The sequence below is a fragment of the Pseudomonas sp. CAU 1711 genome, from assembly GCF_039888625.1.
Lineage (GTDB): Bacteria > Pseudomonadota > Gammaproteobacteria > Pseudomonadales > Pseudomonadaceae > Aquipseudomonas.
Window position 1 is genome coordinate 33433 of record NZ_JBDQQT010000015.1, and the last position, 16984, is coordinate 50416.

At 68.7% G+C, this 16984-nt stretch carries 16 protein-coding genes; 12 read left to right on the forward strand and 4 right to left on the reverse strand.

All coding sequences use genetic code 11. The features are described from left to right. Positions 1–98 precede the first annotated feature (98 nt). The 8 genes from AAFN46_RS16730 to AAFN46_RS16765 all read left to right on the forward strand — a co-directional run bounded on the left by AAFN46_RS16730 (position 99) and on the right by AAFN46_RS16765 (position 7887). Positions 99–2888, forward strand: coding sequence for a monovalent cation/H+ antiporter subunit A (locus AAFN46_RS16730; protein ID WP_347809831.1), 2790 nt, complete (start codon positions 99–101; stop codon positions 2886–2888). Then, entirely contained in the window at positions 2888–3223 is a 336-nt protein-coding gene (locus AAFN46_RS16735) for a Na+/H+ antiporter subunit C (protein ID WP_347809832.1), read from the forward strand. Before AAFN46_RS16730 ends, AAFN46_RS16735 begins: the two co-directional genes overlap by 1 nt. After that, positions 3220–4707 carry a monovalent cation/H+ antiporter subunit D gene (locus AAFN46_RS16740; protein WP_347809833.1) on the forward strand — a complete coding sequence of 496 codons (1488 nt, stop codon included), beginning with the start codon at positions 3220–3222 and terminating at the stop codon, positions 4705–4707. Before AAFN46_RS16735 ends, AAFN46_RS16740 begins: the two co-directional genes overlap by 4 nt. After that, positions 4704–5204 (forward strand): Na+/H+ antiporter subunit E, encoded by a 501-nt coding sequence (locus AAFN46_RS16745; RefSeq protein WP_347809834.1) that lies wholly within the window; start codon positions 4704–4706, stop codon positions 5202–5204. The genes AAFN46_RS16740 and AAFN46_RS16745 overlap by 4 nt, the downstream gene beginning before the upstream one ends. Then, positions 5189–5458 carry a K+/H+ antiporter subunit F gene (locus AAFN46_RS16750; RefSeq protein ID WP_347809835.1) on the forward strand — a complete coding sequence of 90 codons (270 nt, stop codon included), beginning with the start codon at positions 5189–5191 and terminating at the stop codon, positions 5456–5458. Before AAFN46_RS16745 ends, AAFN46_RS16750 begins: the two co-directional genes overlap by 16 nt. Continuing rightward, positions 5455–5787, forward strand: coding sequence for a Na+/H+ antiporter subunit G (locus AAFN46_RS16755; protein WP_347809836.1), 333 nt, complete (start codon positions 5455–5457; stop codon positions 5785–5787). Before AAFN46_RS16750 ends, AAFN46_RS16755 begins: the two co-directional genes overlap by 4 nt. 86 nt (positions 5788–5873) lie before the next feature. Then, positions 5874–6785 (forward strand): DMT family transporter, encoded by a 912-nt coding sequence (locus AAFN46_RS16760; RefSeq protein ID WP_347809837.1) that lies wholly within the window; start codon positions 5874–5876, stop codon positions 6783–6785. 10 nt (positions 6786–6795) lie between these two features. After that, entirely contained in the window at positions 6796–7887 is a 1092-nt protein-coding gene (locus AAFN46_RS16765) for a PLP-dependent cysteine synthase family protein (protein ID WP_347809838.1), read from the forward strand. 115 nt (positions 7888–8002) lie between these two features. On the opposite strand, the gene lapD is transcribed toward AAFN46_RS16765, so the two are convergent. From lapD to AAFN46_RS16785, 4 genes are all read right to left on the reverse strand, one after another. Beyond that, positions 8003–9949, reverse strand: a complete 1947-nt coding sequence (lapD, locus tag AAFN46_RS16770; protein ID WP_347809839.1) for a cyclic di-GMP receptor LapD — start codon at positions 9947–9949, stop codon at positions 8003–8005. Positions 9950–9952: 3 nt separating this feature from the next. Further along, entirely contained in the window at positions 9953–10651 is a 699-nt protein-coding gene (lapG, locus tag AAFN46_RS16775; RefSeq protein WP_347809840.1) for a cysteine protease LapG, read from the reverse strand. 65 nt (positions 10652–10716) lie between these two features. Beyond that, positions 10717–11118: a YbaN family protein gene (locus tag AAFN46_RS16780; protein ID WP_347809841.1), complete on the reverse strand. Its 402-nt coding sequence runs from the start codon at positions 11116–11118 to the stop codon at positions 10717–10719. 9 nt (positions 11119–11127) lie between these two features. Continuing rightward, on the reverse strand, positions 11128–11715 hold the full coding sequence (locus AAFN46_RS16785; protein ID WP_347809842.1) for a YecA family protein: 588 nt from the start codon (positions 11713–11715) through the stop codon (positions 11128–11130). A 225-nt stretch (positions 11716–11940) separates the two neighbouring features. Between AAFN46_RS16785 and recQ the strand changes: the two genes are divergently transcribed. The 4 genes from recQ to AAFN46_RS16805 all read left to right on the forward strand — a co-directional run bounded on the left by recQ (position 11941) and on the right by AAFN46_RS16805 (position 16976). Continuing rightward, complete coding sequence (recQ, locus tag AAFN46_RS16790) at positions 11941–14073, forward strand: DNA helicase RecQ (RefSeq protein ID WP_347809843.1); 2133 nt, start codon at positions 11941–11943, stop codon at positions 14071–14073. A gap of 102 nt (positions 14074–14175) precedes the next feature. Beyond that, positions 14176–15330, forward strand: coding sequence for a GGDEF domain-containing protein (locus AAFN46_RS16795; RefSeq protein WP_347809844.1), 1155 nt, complete (start codon positions 14176–14178; stop codon positions 15328–15330). 85 nt (positions 15331–15415) lie between these two features. Then, positions 15416–16420: a DUF2804 domain-containing protein gene (locus tag AAFN46_RS16800; RefSeq protein ID WP_347809845.1), complete on the forward strand. Its 1005-nt coding sequence runs from the start codon at positions 15416–15418 to the stop codon at positions 16418–16420. Positions 16421–16541: 121 nt separating this feature from the next. Continuing rightward, positions 16542–16976: a MarR family transcriptional regulator gene (locus AAFN46_RS16805; protein WP_347809846.1), complete on the forward strand. Its 435-nt coding sequence runs from the start codon at positions 16542–16544 to the stop codon at positions 16974–16976. Positions 16977–16984: the final 8 nt, after the last annotated feature.

The following is a 16984-nucleotide window of genomic DNA, read 5'->3' on the forward strand; positions in this document are numbered from 1 at the left end:
ATAGTTATGGATAATCGGCGGCCGCGCTGTTCCGGCCACTGCCGGCAGCCCGAGGAGAGAGTGGATTCGCCCCCGCCGGGGCACGCAGAGGGGGATTCATGGAGCTGCTGCTCATCGTCGCACTGCCGTTTTTCGGCGCACTCCTGCCCCTGCTGTGTGATCGCTTCGGTCGTGTGCCCTGCACCCTGGCGGCCGCCGTCGCGCCGCTGCTCGGCCTCGGCTGGGTGCTCTGGCTGGCGCGGCGGCTATTCGCCGGCGAGACGTTGCTGGTCAGCCAGCCCTGGTTGCCGCAGCTCGGCCTGAACCTGTCGCTGCGCCTCGATGGCCTGGGCCTGCTGTTCGCCCTGCTGATCCTCGGCATCGGCCTGCTGGTCATCCTCTACGCCCGCTATTACCTCTCCGAGCGCGAGCCGACCGGGCGCTTCTTCGCCTACCTGCTGCTGTTCATGGGCGCCATGCTTGGCGTGGTGTTGTCCGAGAACCTGCTGCAGCTGCTGATGTTCTGGGAGCTGACCAGCCTGTCATCCTTCCTCCTGATCGGTTTCTGGGGCTCGCGCAGCGATGCGCGCAAGGGCGCGCGCATGGCCCTGACGGTGACCGGTGGCGGTGGCCTGGCGCTGCTTGCCGGCATCCTGCTGCTCGGCCACATGGTCGGCAGCTTCGAGCTGAGCGCTGTGCTGCAGTCCGGCGAGCTGATCCGCGCCCACGCCCTCTATCCCCTGGCCCTGGTGCTGGTGCTGCTGGGCGTGTTCACCAAGTCGGCGCAGTTTCCCTTCCATTTCTGGCTGCCGCACGCGATGGCGGCGCCCACGCCGGTGTCGGCCTATCTGCACTCGGCGACCATGGTCAAGGCCGGGGTGTTTCTCCTGGCGCGGCTGTACCCGGCGCTGGCCGGCTCCGACCTGTGGTTCTACCTGGTCAGCCTGACCGGCCTGGCCACCCTGCTGGTCGGCGCCTGCATGGCGCTGTTCCAGCACGACCTCAAGGGCCTGCTGGCGTTCTCCACCATCAGCCACCTGGGCCTGATCACCCTGCTGTTCGGCCTGGATACACCGCTGTCCAACGTCGCCGCGATCTTCCACATCATCAACCACGCCACCTTCAAGGCCTCGCTGTTCATGGCCGCGGGGATCATCGACCACGAGACCGGCAGCCGCGACATGCGCCTGATCAACGGCATGTGGAAGTACCTGCCACACACGGCGGTGCTGGCCATGGTGGCGTCCTCGGCGATGGCCGGGGTGCCGCTGCTCAACGGCTTCCTGAGCAAGGAGATGTTCTTCGGCGAGACCCTCCGCCAGCACCTGCTGGGCAGCTTCAGCTGGGGCATCCCGGCGGCGGCGACGCTGGCCGGTGTGTTCTCGGTGGCCTACTCGCTGCGCTTCATCCACGACGTGTTCTTCAACGGCGAGCCGGCCAGCCTGCCCAAGTTTCCGCCCCACGAGCCGCCGCGCTACATGAAGATCCCGGTGGAGATCCTGGTGTTCATCTGCCTGTTGGTGGGCATGCTGCCGGCCTACACCGTGGCGCCGCTGCTGGCCGTGGCGGCGCAGGCCAGCCTGGGCGGCAGCCTGCCGGAGTACGACCTGGCCATCTGGCACGGCTTCAACCTGCCGCTGGCGATGAGCTGCGTCGCCCTGGCCGGCGGCATCCTGGTCTACGCCCTACGCCGGCCGCTGTTCCTCTGGTACGCCGGGCTGCCGGACATGGACGCGCGGACATTCTTCGAGCGCCAGGTGCAGGCCCTGGTGCGCCTGGCCGGCTGGCTGACCGCGCGCCTGGAGAGCGGCTCGCTGCAGCGCTACCTGAGCCTGCTGCTGCTCAGCGCCCTGCTGCTGGTGACCGTGGCCCTGGCGCCGCTGCCGCAGCTGACCGGGCCGCGTGGGCTCAGTCCGCTGGATGGCATCACCGCCCTGGGCCTGCTGCTGTTGTCATGCAGCGCGGTGATGACCGCCGCGCTGCATCGCCAGCGTCTGGTCGCGCTGCTGGTGCTCGGCCTCGGCGGCATGCTGGTGGCCCTGGCCTTCGCCCGCTTCTCCGCGCCGGACCTGGCCCTGACCCAGCTGGTGGTGGAGGTGGTGACCATAGTCCTGCTGATGCTGGCGCTGTTCTACCTGCCCTCGCGCACCCCGGCCGAGAGCTCCAGTCTGCGTGGCCTGCGCGACTTCCTGGTGGCCTGCGGCTGCGGCGTGATGGTGGCGCTGCTGGCCTACGTGGTGCTGACCCGGCCCTACGACAGCATCGCCGGCTACTTCCTGGCCAACAGTCTCAGCGGTGGCGGCGGCAGCAACGTGGTCAACGTGATCCTGGTCGACTTCCGCGGCTTCGATACCCTGGGCGAGATCACCGTGCTGGCCATCGCCGCGGTGGGCATCCTGGCCATGCTGCACGACCTGCGCCTGCCCGTCCCGACCCGCGATCCGCAGGGGCGGCGCTGGGCCTGGAGCAAGAGTCCGCTGGTCCTGCTGACCCTGTCGCGCCTGCTGCTGCCGCTGGCCCTGCTGATCTCGGTGTTCATCTTCCTGCGCGGCCACAACCTGCCGGGCGGCGGCTTCATCGCCGGACTGGTGACGGCCGTGGCCCTGGCCCTGCAGTACATCGCCAGCGGCGTGAGCTGGGTCGAGCAGCGCCTGCCGCTCGACTACCAGCGCATGGCCGGCTGCGGCGTGCTGCTCGCCGGCCTCACCGGCCTCGGCAGCTGGGCCTTCGGCAGGCCCTTCCTGACTTCGGCCTTCGGCCACTTCGAGCTGCCGCTGGTGGGCGAGTTCGAGCTGGCCACGGCCATGCTGTTCGATCTCGGCGTTTACCTGACGGTGGTCGGCGCCACCCAGCTGGTGCTGGTCAACCTCGGCAAGCTGAGCCTGGCGCCAGGCAAGGAGATGCACTGATGGAGGCGTTGTTCGCCATTACCCTCGGCCTGCTCAGCGCCAGCGGCGTTTACCTGCTGCTGCGCGCGCGCACCTTCCCGGTGGTGCTGGGCCTGACCCTGCTGTCCTACGCGGTCAACCTGTTCCTCTTCGCCATGGGCCGCCTGACCGGCGACGTGGCGGTGCTGGGACGGGGCGGCAATCCCGCCGACCCGCTGCCGCAGGCGCTGGTGCTGACCGCCATCGTCATCGGCTTCGCCATGACCGCTTTCGTCGTGGTCCTGGCCCTGCGCGGCATGGCCGAGCTGGGCAGCGACCATGTCGATGGCCAGGCGGACGAGGAGAAGGCGTCTTGAATCACTGGTCCATACTGCCCATCCTCCTGCCGCTGTTCGCCGGCGCGCTGCTGCTCATCCTGCCGTCGCACGAGCGGCTCCAGCGCTGCCTGTCGCTGCTGGCCACCCTGGCCCTGCTGCCGCTGGCCCTGTATCTGCTGCAGCTGGCCGGCGATGGCCAGGTGCGTGTCTACGCCCTCGGCGACTGGGCGCCGCCCTTCGGCATAGTGCTGCTGCTCGACCGCCTCAGCGCCTGGTTGCTGCTGGCCACCGCCGTGCTGGCGGTCGCCGCGCTGCTCTATGCGCTGCGTGGCGACGACCGCCTGGGGGCGCGCTTCCACGCGCTGTTCCAGTTCCAGTTGCTGGGCGTCAACGGCGCCTTCCTCACCGGCGATCTGTTCAACCTGTTCGTCTTCTTCGAGATCCTGCTGATCGCCTCCTACGCCCTGCTGCTGCACGGTCAGGGCGCTCAGCGGGTGAGGGCGGGGCTGCACTACGTGGTGCTCAACCTGACCGGATCGGCGCTGTTTCTCATCGCCCTGGGCGTGCTCTACGGCACCTCCGGCACCCTGAACATGGCCGACCTGTCGCTGCGCGCGGCGGCGGCCACGGGCGACCAGGTTCCGCTGCTGGCCGCCGCCGGCCTGCTCCTGTTGCTGGTGTTCGCCCTCAAGGCGGCCCTGCTGCCGCTGTACTTCTGGCTGCCGCAGGCCTATGCCACGGCCAGCGCGCCGGTGGCGGCGCTGTTCGCCATCATGACCAAGGTCGGCATCTACGCGATCCTGCGGGTGTTCACCCTGGCCTTCGGCGAGGGTGCCGGCGAACTGGCCAATCTGGCCCAGGCCTGGCTCTGGCCGCTGGCCCTGGCGACCATGGCGCTGGGCGCCGTCGGGGCGCTGGCCGCGCGCAGCCTGCAGCGGCTGCTGGCCTACCTGGTGGTGGTATCGGCCGGCACACTGCTGGCCGCGCTGGCGGTCGGCACGCCGCAGGCCCATGCGGCGGCGCTCTATTACCTGCTGCACAGTTCCTGGGTCGGCGGCGGCCTGTTCCTCCTGGCCGACCTGATCGCCCGTCAGCGTGGCGACAAGGGCGGCGAACTGGTGCAGGGCGCCGCGCTGGAGCATCCGGCGCTGCTCGGCGCGTTGTTCTTCTTCGGCGCCATCGCCGTGATCGGCCTGCCGCCGCTGTCCGGTTTCCTCGGCAAGTTGTTGCTGCTGCGCGCCGTGCCTTCGCCCTGGTTGTGGGGCGTGGTGCTGATTGGCGGCCTGGTGGTGCTGGTGGCCATGAGCCGGGCCGGCAGCACGCTGTTCTGGCGCGTCGGCCAGAGCACCCTGGACAGCTCCGAGCTGGACGGCGGGCGCCTGCTGGCCTGTGTCCTGCTGCTGGCCAGCGCGCTGCTGCTGGTGCCGCTGGCCGCGCCCCTGCTGGATTACGCCCAGGCCGCCGCCGCGCAGCTGCACGACCTGGGGCCGTACCGGGCGATCCCGCTGGAGGCCGCGCCATGATCGCACGCCTGTTGCCTCATCCCGCCCAGAGTCTGCTGCTGCTGGCGACCTGGCTGCTGCTGGTGAACTCCTTCGCCTTCGCCCACTGGCTGCTGGGGGCTCTGCTCGCCCTGGTCATTCCGCACCTGCTGGGGCCGCTGCTGGTAGAGCATCCGCGCGGCTGGCGAGCGCTGCGGCTGCTGCCCTTCCTGCTGATGGTGCTCGGCGACATCCTGGTCGCCAACTTCCAGGTGGCGCGCCTGACTCTGGGACGGATGGGCGCGCTGCGCCCGGCCTTCGTCGAGGTGCCCATCGAGCTGGACGACGAGCTGGCCATCAGCATCCTGGTCAGCGTGGTGACCATGACCCCGGGCACCCTGGCCGCCGACCTCAGCCAGGATCGCCGCACCCTGCTGGTCCATGGCCTCAACGTGAGCGAGCCGCAGGACCTGATCGACGAGATCAAGCAGCGCTACGAGGCGCCGCTCAAGGAGATATTCCCATGCTCGGCTACGTGATCCCGCTGTGCCTGGTCATGCTCGGCCTGGCCCTGCTGCTGGCGGTGCTGCGCCTGATCGAGGGGCCCAGCCTGCCGGACCGGGTGCTGGCCCTGGATACCCTGTACATCAATGCCATCGGCCTGATCGTGCTGTTCGGCATCTGGCGCGGCAGCGAGCTGTTCTTCGAGATCGCCCTGCTGATCGCCGTGCTCGGTTTCGTCAGTACGGTGGCGGTGGCCAAGTACATGCTGCGTGGAGACATCATCGAATGAGCCTGTGGCTGGAAGTGCTGGTCTCGCTGTTTCTCCTGCTCGGCAGCGGCTTCGTGCTGGTCGGCGCCATCGGCCTGTACCGCCTGCCGGATTTCTTCACCCGCCTGCACGGCCCGACCAAGGCCACCACCCTGGGGCTCGGCGGTCTGGTGCTGGCCTCGTTGCTGTTCTTCTCCTTCGGCGACAAGGGTTTCAGTCTGCACGAGCTGCTGATCGGCCTGTTCCTCTTCATCAGTGCGCCGGTCAGCGCCTACATGCTGGCCAAGGCAGCGGTGCTGCAGCAGGTGCCGCGCGACCCCAAGACTCGCGGCGAGCCCTGGGAGCAGTAGTCGCCTCCACACAGTTTCTGTGCGCCGCTGTGTCTATCGGCGCCTGTGCCTGCCACCTACACTGAGCTTTTCTCGTGGAGGTGAACATGGCCCGGCAGGGACAAGCGTTCGCCATGGCCTGCCTGGTGCTGGCCATGGCCCTGTGGGGCAGTTCCTTCATCGCGCTCAAGTTCGCCTTCGCCGAGCTGCCGACCATGTGGGTGATCTGCGCCCGCATGGCCCTCGGCAGCCTGGTGTTCCTGCTGGCCTGGCGCTGGCGCGGCCGCCTCGACTACCGCCCCGGCGACTGGCGCTACCTGCTGGCCATGGCCGCCTGCGAGCCCTGCCTGTATTTCATCTTCGAGGCCCTGGCGCTGCAGCACACCAGCGCCGCCCAGGCCGGCATGATCACCGCCTTGCTGCCGCTGCTGGTGGCCGTGGGAGCCTCGCTGTTCCTGCGCGAGCGGGTCGCCCTCAGTACCTGGGCGGGCTTCCTCCTGGCGGTATGCGGCGCGCTATGGCTGAGCCTGGTCGGCGAGGCCGATGCCGGCGCGCCGGCGCCGCTGCTGGGCAACTTCTACGAATTGCTCGCCATGCTCTGCGCCACCGGCTACACCCTGCTGCTGAAGCTGCTCTGCGAGCGCTACTCGCCCTTCATCCTCACCGCCATGCAGGCCTTCGTCGGCGCGCTGTTCTTCCTGCCCCTGGCCCTGGCGGGCCAGTCGCTGCCGAGCGAGTTCGGCGTGCTCGGGGTCGGCGCGGTGATCTATCTGGGCCTGGTGGTCACGGTCGGCGCCTATGGTCTGTACATCTTCGGCGTCAGCCGCCTGCCGGCCAGCCAGGCCTCCGCTTTCACCAACCTGATCCCGGTATTCACCCTGATCTTCGCCGCCCTGCTGCTCGGCGAACGGCTCGCGCCGGCGCAATACGCGGCCGCCGCGCTGGTGTTCGCCGGCGTGGCGCTGAGCCAGTGGCGCGGCAGTGCGCCGGCGCCGGCGTCGGCCGGCATTCTCGACTGAGGACTTGCACATGACCGATATACGCCAGTGGACCCGCCAGGCGATGCACATCATCGAAGCGGACTTCCAGCGCAGCGCCGATACCCACCTGATTCCCCTGGCGCTGCCGGGCCTGCCGGGGGTCGAACTGTACTTCAAGGACGAGTCCAGCCACCCCACCGGCAGCCTCAAGCATCGCCTGGCCCGTTCGCTGTTCCTCTATGCCCTGTGCAACGGCTGGCTCAGGCCCGGGGCGCCGGTGATCGAGGCCTCCAGCGGCTCCACCGCCATCTCCGAAGCCTATTTCGCCCGCCTGCTGGGCCTGCCCTTCATCGCCGTGGTGCCGGCCTCCACGGCCAGGGAGAAGCTGGCGCAGATCGCCTTCTACGGCGGCCAGACCCACCTGGTCGAGGACCCCACGCGCATCCATGCCGAGTCCCGGCGTCTGGCCGACGAGAGCGGCGGCCATTTCATGGATCAGTTCACCTATGCCGAGCGGGCCACCGACTGGCGGGCCAACAACAACATCGCCGAGTCGATCTTCCAGCAGATGCGCCACGAGCCGCATCCCGAGCCGAGCTGGCTGGTCTCCAGCCCCGGTACTGGCGGCACCCTGGCCACCCTGGGCCGCTACGTGCGCTACCGCCAGCACGCCACGCGGGTGCTGTGCGCCGATGCCGAGCGTTCGGTGTTCTACGCCAGCTATGTCAGCGGCGACCGCGGCCTGACCCTGGACTGCGGCTCGCGCATCGAGGGCATCGGCCGGCCGCGGGTCGAGCCCTCGTTCATGGCGCAGGTGCTGGACGCCGCCTGCCAGGTGCCGGATGCCCTGTCGCTGGCGGCCATGCACTACCTGGCCCGGCGTCTCAACCGGCGGGTCGGCGCCAGCAGCGGCACCAATCTGGTCGGCGCGCTGCTGGTGGCGCGGCGGATGGTGCAGGCCGGCGAGCGTGGCTCGGTGGTGGCCATTCTCTGCGACGGCGGCGAGCGCTACGCCACCAGCTACTACGACGATGCCTGGCTGGCGCAGCAGGGCTTCGCCCTGACGCCGCTGATCGAGGCGGTGGCGGCCAGCGCCGAGAACGGCGCGGAGCTGCTCGGGGTCGCCAGTCTGTTCCGCTAGGTCGAGTCGGCTCCGACGCGGCGCCGTTTTTCCTAGGCGCCGGAGGGCGCCGAGCCCTCTGCTCGCGAGGTTCTTGCGCCGTCGCTGTTCGTGAGCAGGGCTCGCTCCTGCCGAATCAGCCCTGCCAGGGTGCCGGCGCGCCGAGCAGGCGGCCCATGGCGGCGTGGATGCCCAGCTCTCGGAGCACCCGCAGCTCGCCCTCGGTCTCCACCATCTCGGCGATCAGCGGTAGGTCGATGCTGTTGGTGGCACGGAAGATCGCCTCGATGAACACCCGCTTGTCCTCTTCCCGGTCGATGGCGTGGATGTAGCTGCCGTCGATCTTCAGGTAGGCCAGGCCGAGGTGGGTCAGGTTGCCGATCAGGCTGAAGCGTCCGCCGAAGTGCTGCAGGCCCAGCTGGTAGCCGGCCTCGCGCACCCGCTGACTGAGCCTCTCCAGCTCGGCCGGCGGCGGCAGGTAGCGCTCGTCCAGCTCCAGGGTCATCAGGCGGCCCTGCTGCGGATGCTCCCTGAGCAGGCTCAGCAGCCTGCCGAGGCTGCCGGCGTCGCGCAGGGTGGCGGCGGACAGGCTCAGGGCCAGCGGCTGGGGGTGCTGGTCCAGATGCGCCAGGCTGTGTTCGAGCATGGCCAGGTCGAAGCGCGCGGCCCAGCCCAGGCGTTCGATCCAGGGCAGGAAGCGGCCGGCGGCCACGGCCTCGCCCTGGGGATCGAGCAGGCGCGCCAGCACCTTGCGGTGGAGGATCCGGGTGGTGTCGGCGCAGCTCGCCACCGGCTGGAAGTACAGCTGCAGCTTGCCCTGCAGCAGCGCCTCGTCGATCCAGGTGCGCCAGTCGTGCTGGTCATGGCCGGGCAGGGCGTCGAAGTCGTCCAGGCGTTCCCAGGGCTGGCTGGGGTTGCTCTGCGCCTGGGCCAGGGCCTGGTCGGCGCGGCCGATGACATTGGCCACTTCCTCGCCGGGCCTGAAGGCGGCGATGCCCAGGTGGGCCACCGGGGTGCAGTCGCTGGCGCCGGTCTGCTGCAGGCTCTCCAGGCCCTCACTCAGGGCCTGGGCCAGGCGCTCGGCGTCCTCGCCGGCAAGGCCCGGGGCGAGCAGGGTGAATTCGCCGCCACGGCTGCGCGAGGCCAGCCATTCCGGCTTGCCGCGCTGCTCCAGCAGGCGCTTGAGAATATCGCCGACGGCCTGGATCAGCGCGTCGGTCTGCTGCCCGCCGAGGCGCTGGTTGAGGCCGCCGAGGTCGTTGACCCGCAGCAGCATCAGGTAGCCCTCGGCGTTCTGCTCGGTGATCGCCAGCTGGTTGGCCAGCTTGATATCGAACAGGCGGCGGTTGGCCAGGCCGGTGAGGTTGTCCTGGTAGGCCTCCGCACGCAGCTTCTCGCTGCGCGCCGCCTCCTCGGCGAACAGCTGCTTGAGCTTGTCCACCATCTGGTTCATGGCCAGCACCACGCGCTTGAGTTCGGGTGTGCGCGGCACGCGGGGCAGGGTGAGGAACTCGCGGCGGGTGATGGCCTGGGCCTGCTGCACCATCTTGTCCAGCGGGCGCAGCTGGGTGCGCAACAGCCAGCCGCCGAGGATGGCGCTGATCACCCCGCACAACAGCAGCCACAGCAGGATGCCGATGGCGCTGTCCCACAGCTTGGCCAGGGCGAACTGCGGGTGGCTGAGCACCTCGACCCGCGCCGCCTGTTCCCAGCCGCGCATGATCAGCGCGTCGCCGCCCTGCGGGTCGAGGTGGACCAGGTCGACGAACCAGGCCGGCACCTTGTCCGAGGTGGTGGTGGTGCGCCGCTCGACTATCACTTCCTCGCCGGGGATGCGCACCACGCGGATGGTGGCGAAGTAGCCGCTGTCGAAGATGGAGCTGACCATCAGCTCGATCATCGTCGGGTCGTCCACGTGCGGCGTCATCGATAGCCCCAGTGCGGTGGCGGCGTCCTGGGCATGCGAGCGCAGTTGACTGAGCAGCTGTTCGCGCGAGGTCTCCACGCTGGCGATGAAGCTGCCGGTGAAGGCCACCACGAGGAACAGGCAGATGGCGAGAAACAGCTGTTTCAACAGGGACATAGCTCAACCCTCTCCGATGTCGAAGCCTTCGGCCCGCATCTTCTTCAGCAGATCCTGCCAGCGCGACAGTTTCTTGGTATCGCTCTTCTTGCCGACCTGGCCCGGCAGGTAGAGCCCCTCGGCGTTGAAGGCATAGACCGGCAGCAGATCGCGGCGCTGGGAGGCCGGGCGGATCTCGCCGATCAGGTTGTCCAGCACCAGCGGGTCGGCGGTGGGGCTGGAGTAGTAGGTCAGCACCATGTGTGCCTGGTTGTACTGCAGGGCCTTGACGTAGGTGATGCGCAGCTTGTCGCTGGGCACGCCGAGGCGGCGCAGGGTGAAGTACTTGGCGATGGAGTAGTCCTCGCAGTCGCCGGCGCCCTTGACCAGCGACTCGACCGGCGTCGCCCAGTAGTCGTTCAGGCGCCAGTTGCGAATGTCGTCGACGAAGCGGATCTGGCGGTTGAAGAAGCGGTTGACCGCCGTCAGCTTGTCCTTCTCCGGGAGGTTGCCGCTGGCGCGGATCAGCTCGTCCCAGGCCTCGATGCGGCCCTTGGCCACGCCGAGGTTGCCATAGCGCTGTTCGGCCTTGCCGATGATCAGCTGGAAGTCCCAGTTGGCGCGTGCAGCCAGGGCCAGGCAGAGGCCGAGCAGGGCGCCGAGCAGCACTTGGCCCGCCGGCCGGCGCAAGACTCGTCCCTGTGGGCTCGACCCAGGCTGCATGAAGGCGCTCTCCGCGGAAAGTGCAGAAAGTGTAGGTGCTGGTCCCGTGGTTTGCCGGCTGCGGCTCAGCGCTCGGGCAGGGTCTTCTGGCGCAGGATGTAGGCGCTGACCAGCACCGCGCTGGTGAGCATGAAGGCGCGTGCCCAGGGCAGCGGCACCAGGTAGCAGGACAGGCCGATGCTGGCCCACATCAGGCCGAGGGCGTAGACCTTGCCCTTGAGCGGGATGCCGTTGCCCTCGAGGTAGTCGCGAATCCAGGGGCCGAGCCTGGGATGCTCGACCAGCCAGCGGTAGAAGCGCTTGGAGCTGCGTACGAAGCAGGCGGCGGCCAGGAGCAGGAAGGGCGTGGTCGGCAGCACCGGGACGAAGATGCCGATCACGCCCAGCACCACGCTCAGCCAGCCGAGCGCCAGCAGCGCATAGCGCACGCCGCGGTGGCGACTCTCGCGGATATCGGCGTGCGCCATGGGCGCGCCTTAGTGGTGGCGGGGCTTGAGCAGGGCGGGTTTTTCTTCCGGTGCCTGGAACAGCAGGAACAGGGCGGTGAGCACTTCCGGAATCTGCTCGATCATGCTGTCGACCAGGTGGCGGTCGCGGGCGATCTCGGCGAATTCCGGCTGCTCGTCGAACAGACCGGAGGCGACCATGATCGGCAGCAGCAGCTCGCTGACCTCGTCCTCGGCGTTCTCGAACCACACCGCCTCGCGCAGGAACACGCCTTCCATGAAGCCGATGCACCAGCAGCGCAGGTCGGACTCGTCCGGCTCGTCGCCCAGGTCCAGCTCGCAGGCCAGCTCGGGCTCGTCGTCGCTGGCCAGCTGGCGGGCGATGTGGCCCTTGAGCAGTTGCAGGGTGATCTCCACTTCCTCGCGCTCGATGTCACTGCGGTAATGCGGCGGCTCGGCGAACAGGGCGTCGATCCACTCGCGCTCCGGGATCGGCTCGGGGCAGATGGCCAGGGCGGTCAGGTAGCCATGGCTGGCCATGTAGTCCAGCGCCTCTTCGTGCAGGTCGTCGGCATCGAGGAAGGCTTGCAGGCGGGACAGTTGCTCGGCGAAGGACATCGTGGACTACCTTGGAGTGAGTGAACAGGCGGATTCTAGCCGCCCGAGCCGGCAAAAGCACGGTCGGCGGGGCATGGATCTTCCCCTCTCCCGCCTGCGGGAGAGGACGAGTGGATTCTCCTTTCCCATAAATGGGCGAGGGCCGACAGGCGATGGTCAGGCCCCGGGCAGGCTCGCGTATACTGCGCGGCTCGCTTCTTCAGCCTGTGGATGATCCTGCCGCCCATGTCCGACGCCCTGCGCATTCTCAAAGATGTCTTCGGTTACGACGCCTTCCGTGGCCAGCAGGCGGCGATAGTCGAGCGCGTGGCAAGTGGCGGCGATGCCCTGGTGCTGATGCCCACCGGCGGCGGCAAGTCGCTGTGCTATCAGGTGCCCGGCCTGCTGCGGGGCGGCCTGGCGGTGATCGTCTCGCCGCTGATCGCGCTGATGGAGGATCAGGTCGCCACCCTCGACGAATTGGGCGTGGCCGCCGTGGCGCTCAACTCCACCCTGAACGCCGACGAGCAGCGCGAGATCGCCGAACGCATCCGCCGCAGCGAGATCAAGTTCCTCTACCTGGCCCCCGAGCGCCTGGTGCAGCCGCGCATGCTGGACTTCCTGCAGCGCCTGCCGCAGCTGGCCCTGTTCGCCATCGACGAGGCCCACTGCGTATCGCAGTGGGGCCACGACTTCCGCCCGGAATACCTGCAGCTGGGCCAGCTGGCCGAGCTGTTCCCCGGTGTGCCGCGCATCGCCCTGACCGCCACGGCGGACATGCGCACCCGCGAGGAGATCGTCCAGCGCCTGCATCTGCAGGGCGCCGAGCGCTTCCTCTCCAGCTTCGACCGGCCGAACATCTTCTACCGCATCCAGCCCAAGGATCAGCCGCGCAAGCAGCTGCTGGCCTTCCTCGCCGCGCGCAAGGGTGATGCCGGCATCGTCTACTGCCTGTCGCGCAAGAAGGTGGAGGAGGTGGCCGAGTTCCTCAGTGCCCAGGGCTACCCGGCGCTGCCCTACCACGCCGGGCTGTCCAGCGACCTGCGCGGTTACCACCAGAAGCGCTTCCTCAACGAGGAGGGACTGATCATGGTGGCGACCATCGCCTTCGGCATGGGCATCGACAAGCCCAACGTGCGCTTCGTCTGCCATATGGATCTGCCCAAGAGCCTGGAGGCCTATTACCAGGAGACCGGTCGCGCCGGCCGTGACGGCCTGCCGGCGGATGCCTGGATGGCCTACGGCCTGCAGGACGTGATCTTCCTCAAGCAGATGCTCGCAGGGTCCGAGGGCGACGAGCGGCACAAGCGCATCGAGCAGCACAAGCTCGACGCCATGCTGGCCCTGTGCGAGGAGACGCGCTGCCGTCGCCAGGCGCTGCTGGCCTACTTCGACGAGGAACTGGCCAAGCCCTGCGGCCACTGCGACATCTGCATCGACGGGGTGCAGACCTGGGATGCCACCGAGGCGGCGCGTCAGGCCCTGTCGGCCGTGTACCGCAGCGGCCAGCGCTATGGCGTCGGCCATCTGGTGGACATCCTGCTGGGCCGCGAGAACGACAAGATCCGCGCCGCCGGCCACCAGCACCTGGCCGTGTTCGGCATGGGCAAGGCGTTGTCCGAGGGCGACTGGCGCACCCTGTTCCGCCAGCTGGTGGCGCGCGGCCTGGCCGACGTCGACCTGGACGGCTACGGGGGCCTGCGCCTGACCGATGCCTGCCGCCCGCTGCTGCGCGGCGAGGTCGGCCTGGAACTGCGCCGTGACCTCAAGCCGCAGCAGGCGGCCAAGGCCAGCGGCAGCAGCGCCAGCCAGCTGGTGCGGGGCGAGGAGCGCGAGCAGTGGGAGGCCCTGCGTGCCCTGCGGCGCAAGCTGGCCGAGGAGCACGGCGTGCCGCCCTACGTCATCTTCCCCGACTCGACCCTGCTGGAGATGCTGCGCAGCCAGCCACGCAACCTGGCCGAGATGGCCCGGGTCAGCGGCGTCGGCGCGCGCAAGCTGGAGCGCTACGGCGAGGCCTTCCTCGCCGTGCTGGCCGGCGGCGAGTCCGTCGAGGCGCCCAAGGCGGTCACCGACCTGCGCCATGAACTGGTCAGCCTGGCCCGCGCCGGCATGACCCCGGCGCAGATCGCCAGCCAGCTGAACTGCGGCGAGAAGAGCGTGTACAACCTGCTGGCCGAGGCCATCGGCCGCCAGCAACTGTCGCTGGAGCAGGCGCTGGACCTGCCCGAGGAGCTGCTCGGCGAGATCCAGGATGCCTTTCTCGACGGCGAGGGCGAACTGCCGCCGGTGGTGGCGGTGGCCGAGCGGTTCTCTGGCCAGGTCCCGGAAGGCGTGCTGCACTGCGTGCGTGCGGCGTTGCAGGCGGAGTTCGAGCTGTAACGCGGTAATAACGAGAATTTGCGGCAAATTATTGGCGACAAACTTGTGACGCGCTTCTCGAAAGGCTAGGGTGGCGTCACCCTATTCATCCGCGAGGTTTCGGTGCCCTCATATCCCGACTGGCTGGCCGAAGTGCGCTCCAACCCCTATGCCGAGCAACTGGTTCGGGGTTTTCGCCGTCTGCGTTTCTCTCCCGTAATGGAGGGCGAATACCGCGCCCATCTGCAACGGGAGAGCCTCGAACTGCGCCGGGTGGCGCTGGTCTTCGCCCTGTGCGCCTGGCTGAGCTTCATCGGCGCCGACGTCTGGATGATCCAGGGGCCGCTGCTGCTGGCCCTGCTGGCGATCCGCCTGGGCGTGGCTCTGCTGCTGCTGGGCTGCGCCCGCTACATCTTCCGGCATGCGCGACTCTCCACCCCGCTGAGCATGCTCTGCATCGGTGCCATGGGCCTGGGGACGTCGGTCATCATCGCCCTGGGCCGTCAGCAGAACGACTTCTTCCCCTACGAGGGCCTGCTGCTGGTGTGTATCGCCGGCTATTTCCTGGTCGGCCTGCGTCTGGCCGAGGCCACCGGTGTGTCTCTGCTGGTGCTGCTCGGCTACGCCCTGATCGAATGGCTGGGTGGCCTGGCGCCGGAGCGCCTGTTCAACAATCTGCTGTTCCTGGTCAGCGGCAACCTGATCGGCGCGTTCGGCTGCTACCTGCTGGAACACAAGTCGCGCGAGCAGTTCCTGATCGGCCGGCTGATGGGGCTCTTGGCCCATCAGGACAGCCTGACCGGGCTGCATAACCGGCGCAGTTTCGACCGCGAGCTGCCGCGCCTATGGCGCCAGGCGCAGCGCGAGGGGCGCGGCCTGGCCCTGCTGCTGTGCGATATCGACCACTTCAAGGCCTACAACGACCGCTACGGCCACCAGGCCGGCGACCAGGCCCTGCAGCGCGTCGGCGAGGTGCTCAGGCAGGGCGCGCGGCGCCCGCTGGACATGGCCGTGCGCCTGGGCGGCGAGGAATTTGCCGTGCTGCTCTACGACATCGGCGCGGCCGAGGCACGCCAGCACGCCGAGGCCCTGTGCCGCGCGCTGCGGGAGGCGGGCATCGAGCACGCCGGTTCGACCACGGCGCCGGTGCTGACCATGTCCATCGGCATCGCCTGCCAGCAGCCGCAGGCCGAGCAGGATCCGCTCGCCCTGTGTGCCCACGCCGACCGCGCGCTGTACGAGGCCAAGGCCTTCGGCCGCAATCAGGTGGTGACCTGAAGCGCCACAGGCGCTGGCGCGAATAGTCCCTCACGGGCCCATGGGTGGCTGCTAGCATCGGCGCTTCTCTCTGCCGGCGACCCTCATGGAACGACTGATCCAGGCCAATGGCCAACCCCATTACGGCATCTTCCCCGACGCGCCGGGGCAGGTGAACTGGCGCGACTTCGACTTTCGCTCGCCCATGGGCAGGCGTCTCGGCGCCCTGGCCAAGTGGCGGCGCTTTCACCAGTTCCAGTATTTCGGCCTGGTCAGCGAGGAGCTGATCGGCGGCTGCGCCCTGGCCGACATCAGCCTGCTCACGGCCGGTTTCGTCTACCTGTTCCATCCGTCCAGCGGGCGCATGATCGAACGCCAGTTCAAGCGCCCGCTGGGGCTGGGCTGCGCCTTCTCCGAGCGACCGAACGACGGCGTCTGCGAGCTGCGCAGCGGCGCCAACCTGCTACGCCTGGACAATGCCGGACCGGACAAGCGCCTGCTGGTGGAGCTGGACGACGGCACGCGGATCGAGGCGAGCTTCTCCGAGACCGGCTTCCAGCCCATGTGTATCTGCACGCCGACCGCGGTCAACGGCTGGGTCTATGCGCAGAAGGTGGCCGGTGTGCGCTGCCGGGGCAGCGTGCGCAGCGAACTGGGCGACTTCGACCTGCAGGCCCTGAACGCTTTCGCGCATCACGACTGGTCGGCCGGCTACATGCGCCCGGAAACCCATTGGAACTGGGCCTGCCTGTCCGGCGAGGTGGCCGGTGTGCGGGTCGGCCTGAACCTGTCCTGTGGGGTCAACGAGACCAGCTTCAGCGAGAACTGCTACTGGCTGGACGACGAGCTGCTGCCGGTCGCCGGCGTGCATTTCCAGTTCGACCGCGACGACCCTCTGCAGCCCTGGCGCATCCTCTCCGGCGACGGCCAGGTGGAGCTGGAGTTCCAGGGCTACGGGCTGCACCGCGAGCGACTCGACCTGGGCCTGCTGGCCAGCAACTTCAAGCAGGTGTTCGGCCGCTTCCGTGGCACCCTGCGCCCGCCGGGCAGGGCCCCGGTGGCGATCGACAGCCTCTGGGGCTTCGTCGAGGACCAGTACGTCAAGTGGTGATTCGGGGTTGGCTTGGCGCTTGTACGGAGTTATGGTTAGTCGACTAATAATTAGGTTTTTCTGCTGTCCGCCATGAATCCAGGGGATGCGGGCAATGGCAAGGACCAGTCGGGAATCCACTATGCATAACTTCGCCCACCACAGTTTCGGCATGCAGCTGGCCCAGCTTTCCCGGGCCTGGCGTGCCGAGCTCGATCGACGCCTGTCCGGCCTGGGGTTGTCCCAGGCACGCTGGCTGGTGCTGCTGCACCTGGCCCTGCTCAAGGAGCCGCCGACCCAGCGCGAGTTGGCGCAGACGGTCGGCGTCGAAGGCCCGACTCTGGCCCGGCTGCTCGATGGGCTGGAGAGCCAGGAGCTGGTGCAGCGCATCGCCGTGCCGGAGGATCGCCGGGCCAAGAAGGTGCTGCTGACCGCCAAGGCGCGCCCGCTGATCGAACGGATCGAGAGCATCGCCCTGCAGCTGCGCAAGGAGCTGTTCGCCGGCGTCAGCGAGGAAGAGCAGCGCCTGTGCCAGGACATCCACGCACGCATCCTGGCCAATCTGGTCAGAAGCTGATCAACCCG

Bases quoted from the DNA above. Each gene is read 5' to 3' on its own strand.
- AAFN46_RS16765 (WP_347809838.1), top strand. From the start codon at position 6,796: ATGACCGATATACGCCAGTGGACCCGCCAGGCGATGCACATCATCGAA.
- AAFN46_RS16800 (WP_347809845.1), top strand. From the start codon at position 15,416: ATGGAACGACTGATCCAGGCCAATGGCCAACCCCATTACGGCATCTTC.
- AAFN46_RS16780 (WP_347809841.1), bottom strand. From the start codon at position 11,118: ATGGCGCACGCCGATATCCGCGAGAGTCGCCACCGCGGCGTGCGCTAT.
- AAFN46_RS16755 (WP_347809836.1), top strand. From the start codon at position 5,455: ATGAGCCTGTGGCTGGAAGTGCTGGTCTCGCTGTTTCTCCTGCTCGGC.
- AAFN46_RS16760 (WP_347809837.1), top strand. From the start codon at position 5,874: ATGGCCCGGCAGGGACAAGCGTTCGCCATGGCCTGCCTGGTGCTGGCC.
- lapG (WP_347809840.1), bottom strand. From the start codon at position 10,651: ATGCAGCCTGGGTCGAGCCCACAGGGACGAGTCTTGCGCCGGCCGGCG.
- lapD (WP_347809839.1), bottom strand. From the start codon at position 9,949: ATGTCCCTGTTGAAACAGCTGTTTCTCGCCATCTGCCTGTTCCTCGTG.
- AAFN46_RS16735 (WP_347809832.1), top strand. From the start codon at position 2,888: ATGGAGGCGTTGTTCGCCATTACCCTCGGCCTGCTCAGCGCCAGCGGC.
- AAFN46_RS16745 (WP_347809834.1), top strand. From the start codon at position 4,704: ATGATCGCACGCCTGTTGCCTCATCCCGCCCAGAGTCTGCTGCTGCTG.
- AAFN46_RS16750 (WP_347809835.1), top strand. From the start codon at position 5,189: ATGCTCGGCTACGTGATCCCGCTGTGCCTGGTCATGCTCGGCCTGGCC.
- recQ (WP_347809843.1), top strand. From the start codon at position 11,941: ATGTCCGACGCCCTGCGCATTCTCAAAGATGTCTTCGGTTACGACGCC.
- AAFN46_RS16805 (WP_347809846.1), top strand. From the start codon at position 16,542: ATGCATAACTTCGCCCACCACAGTTTCGGCATGCAGCTGGCCCAGCTT.
- AAFN46_RS16730 (WP_347809831.1), top strand. From the start codon at position 99: ATGGAGCTGCTGCTCATCGTCGCACTGCCGTTTTTCGGCGCACTCCTG.
- AAFN46_RS16785 (WP_347809842.1), bottom strand. From the start codon at position 11,715: ATGTCCTTCGCCGAGCAACTGTCCCGCCTGCAAGCCTTCCTCGATGCC.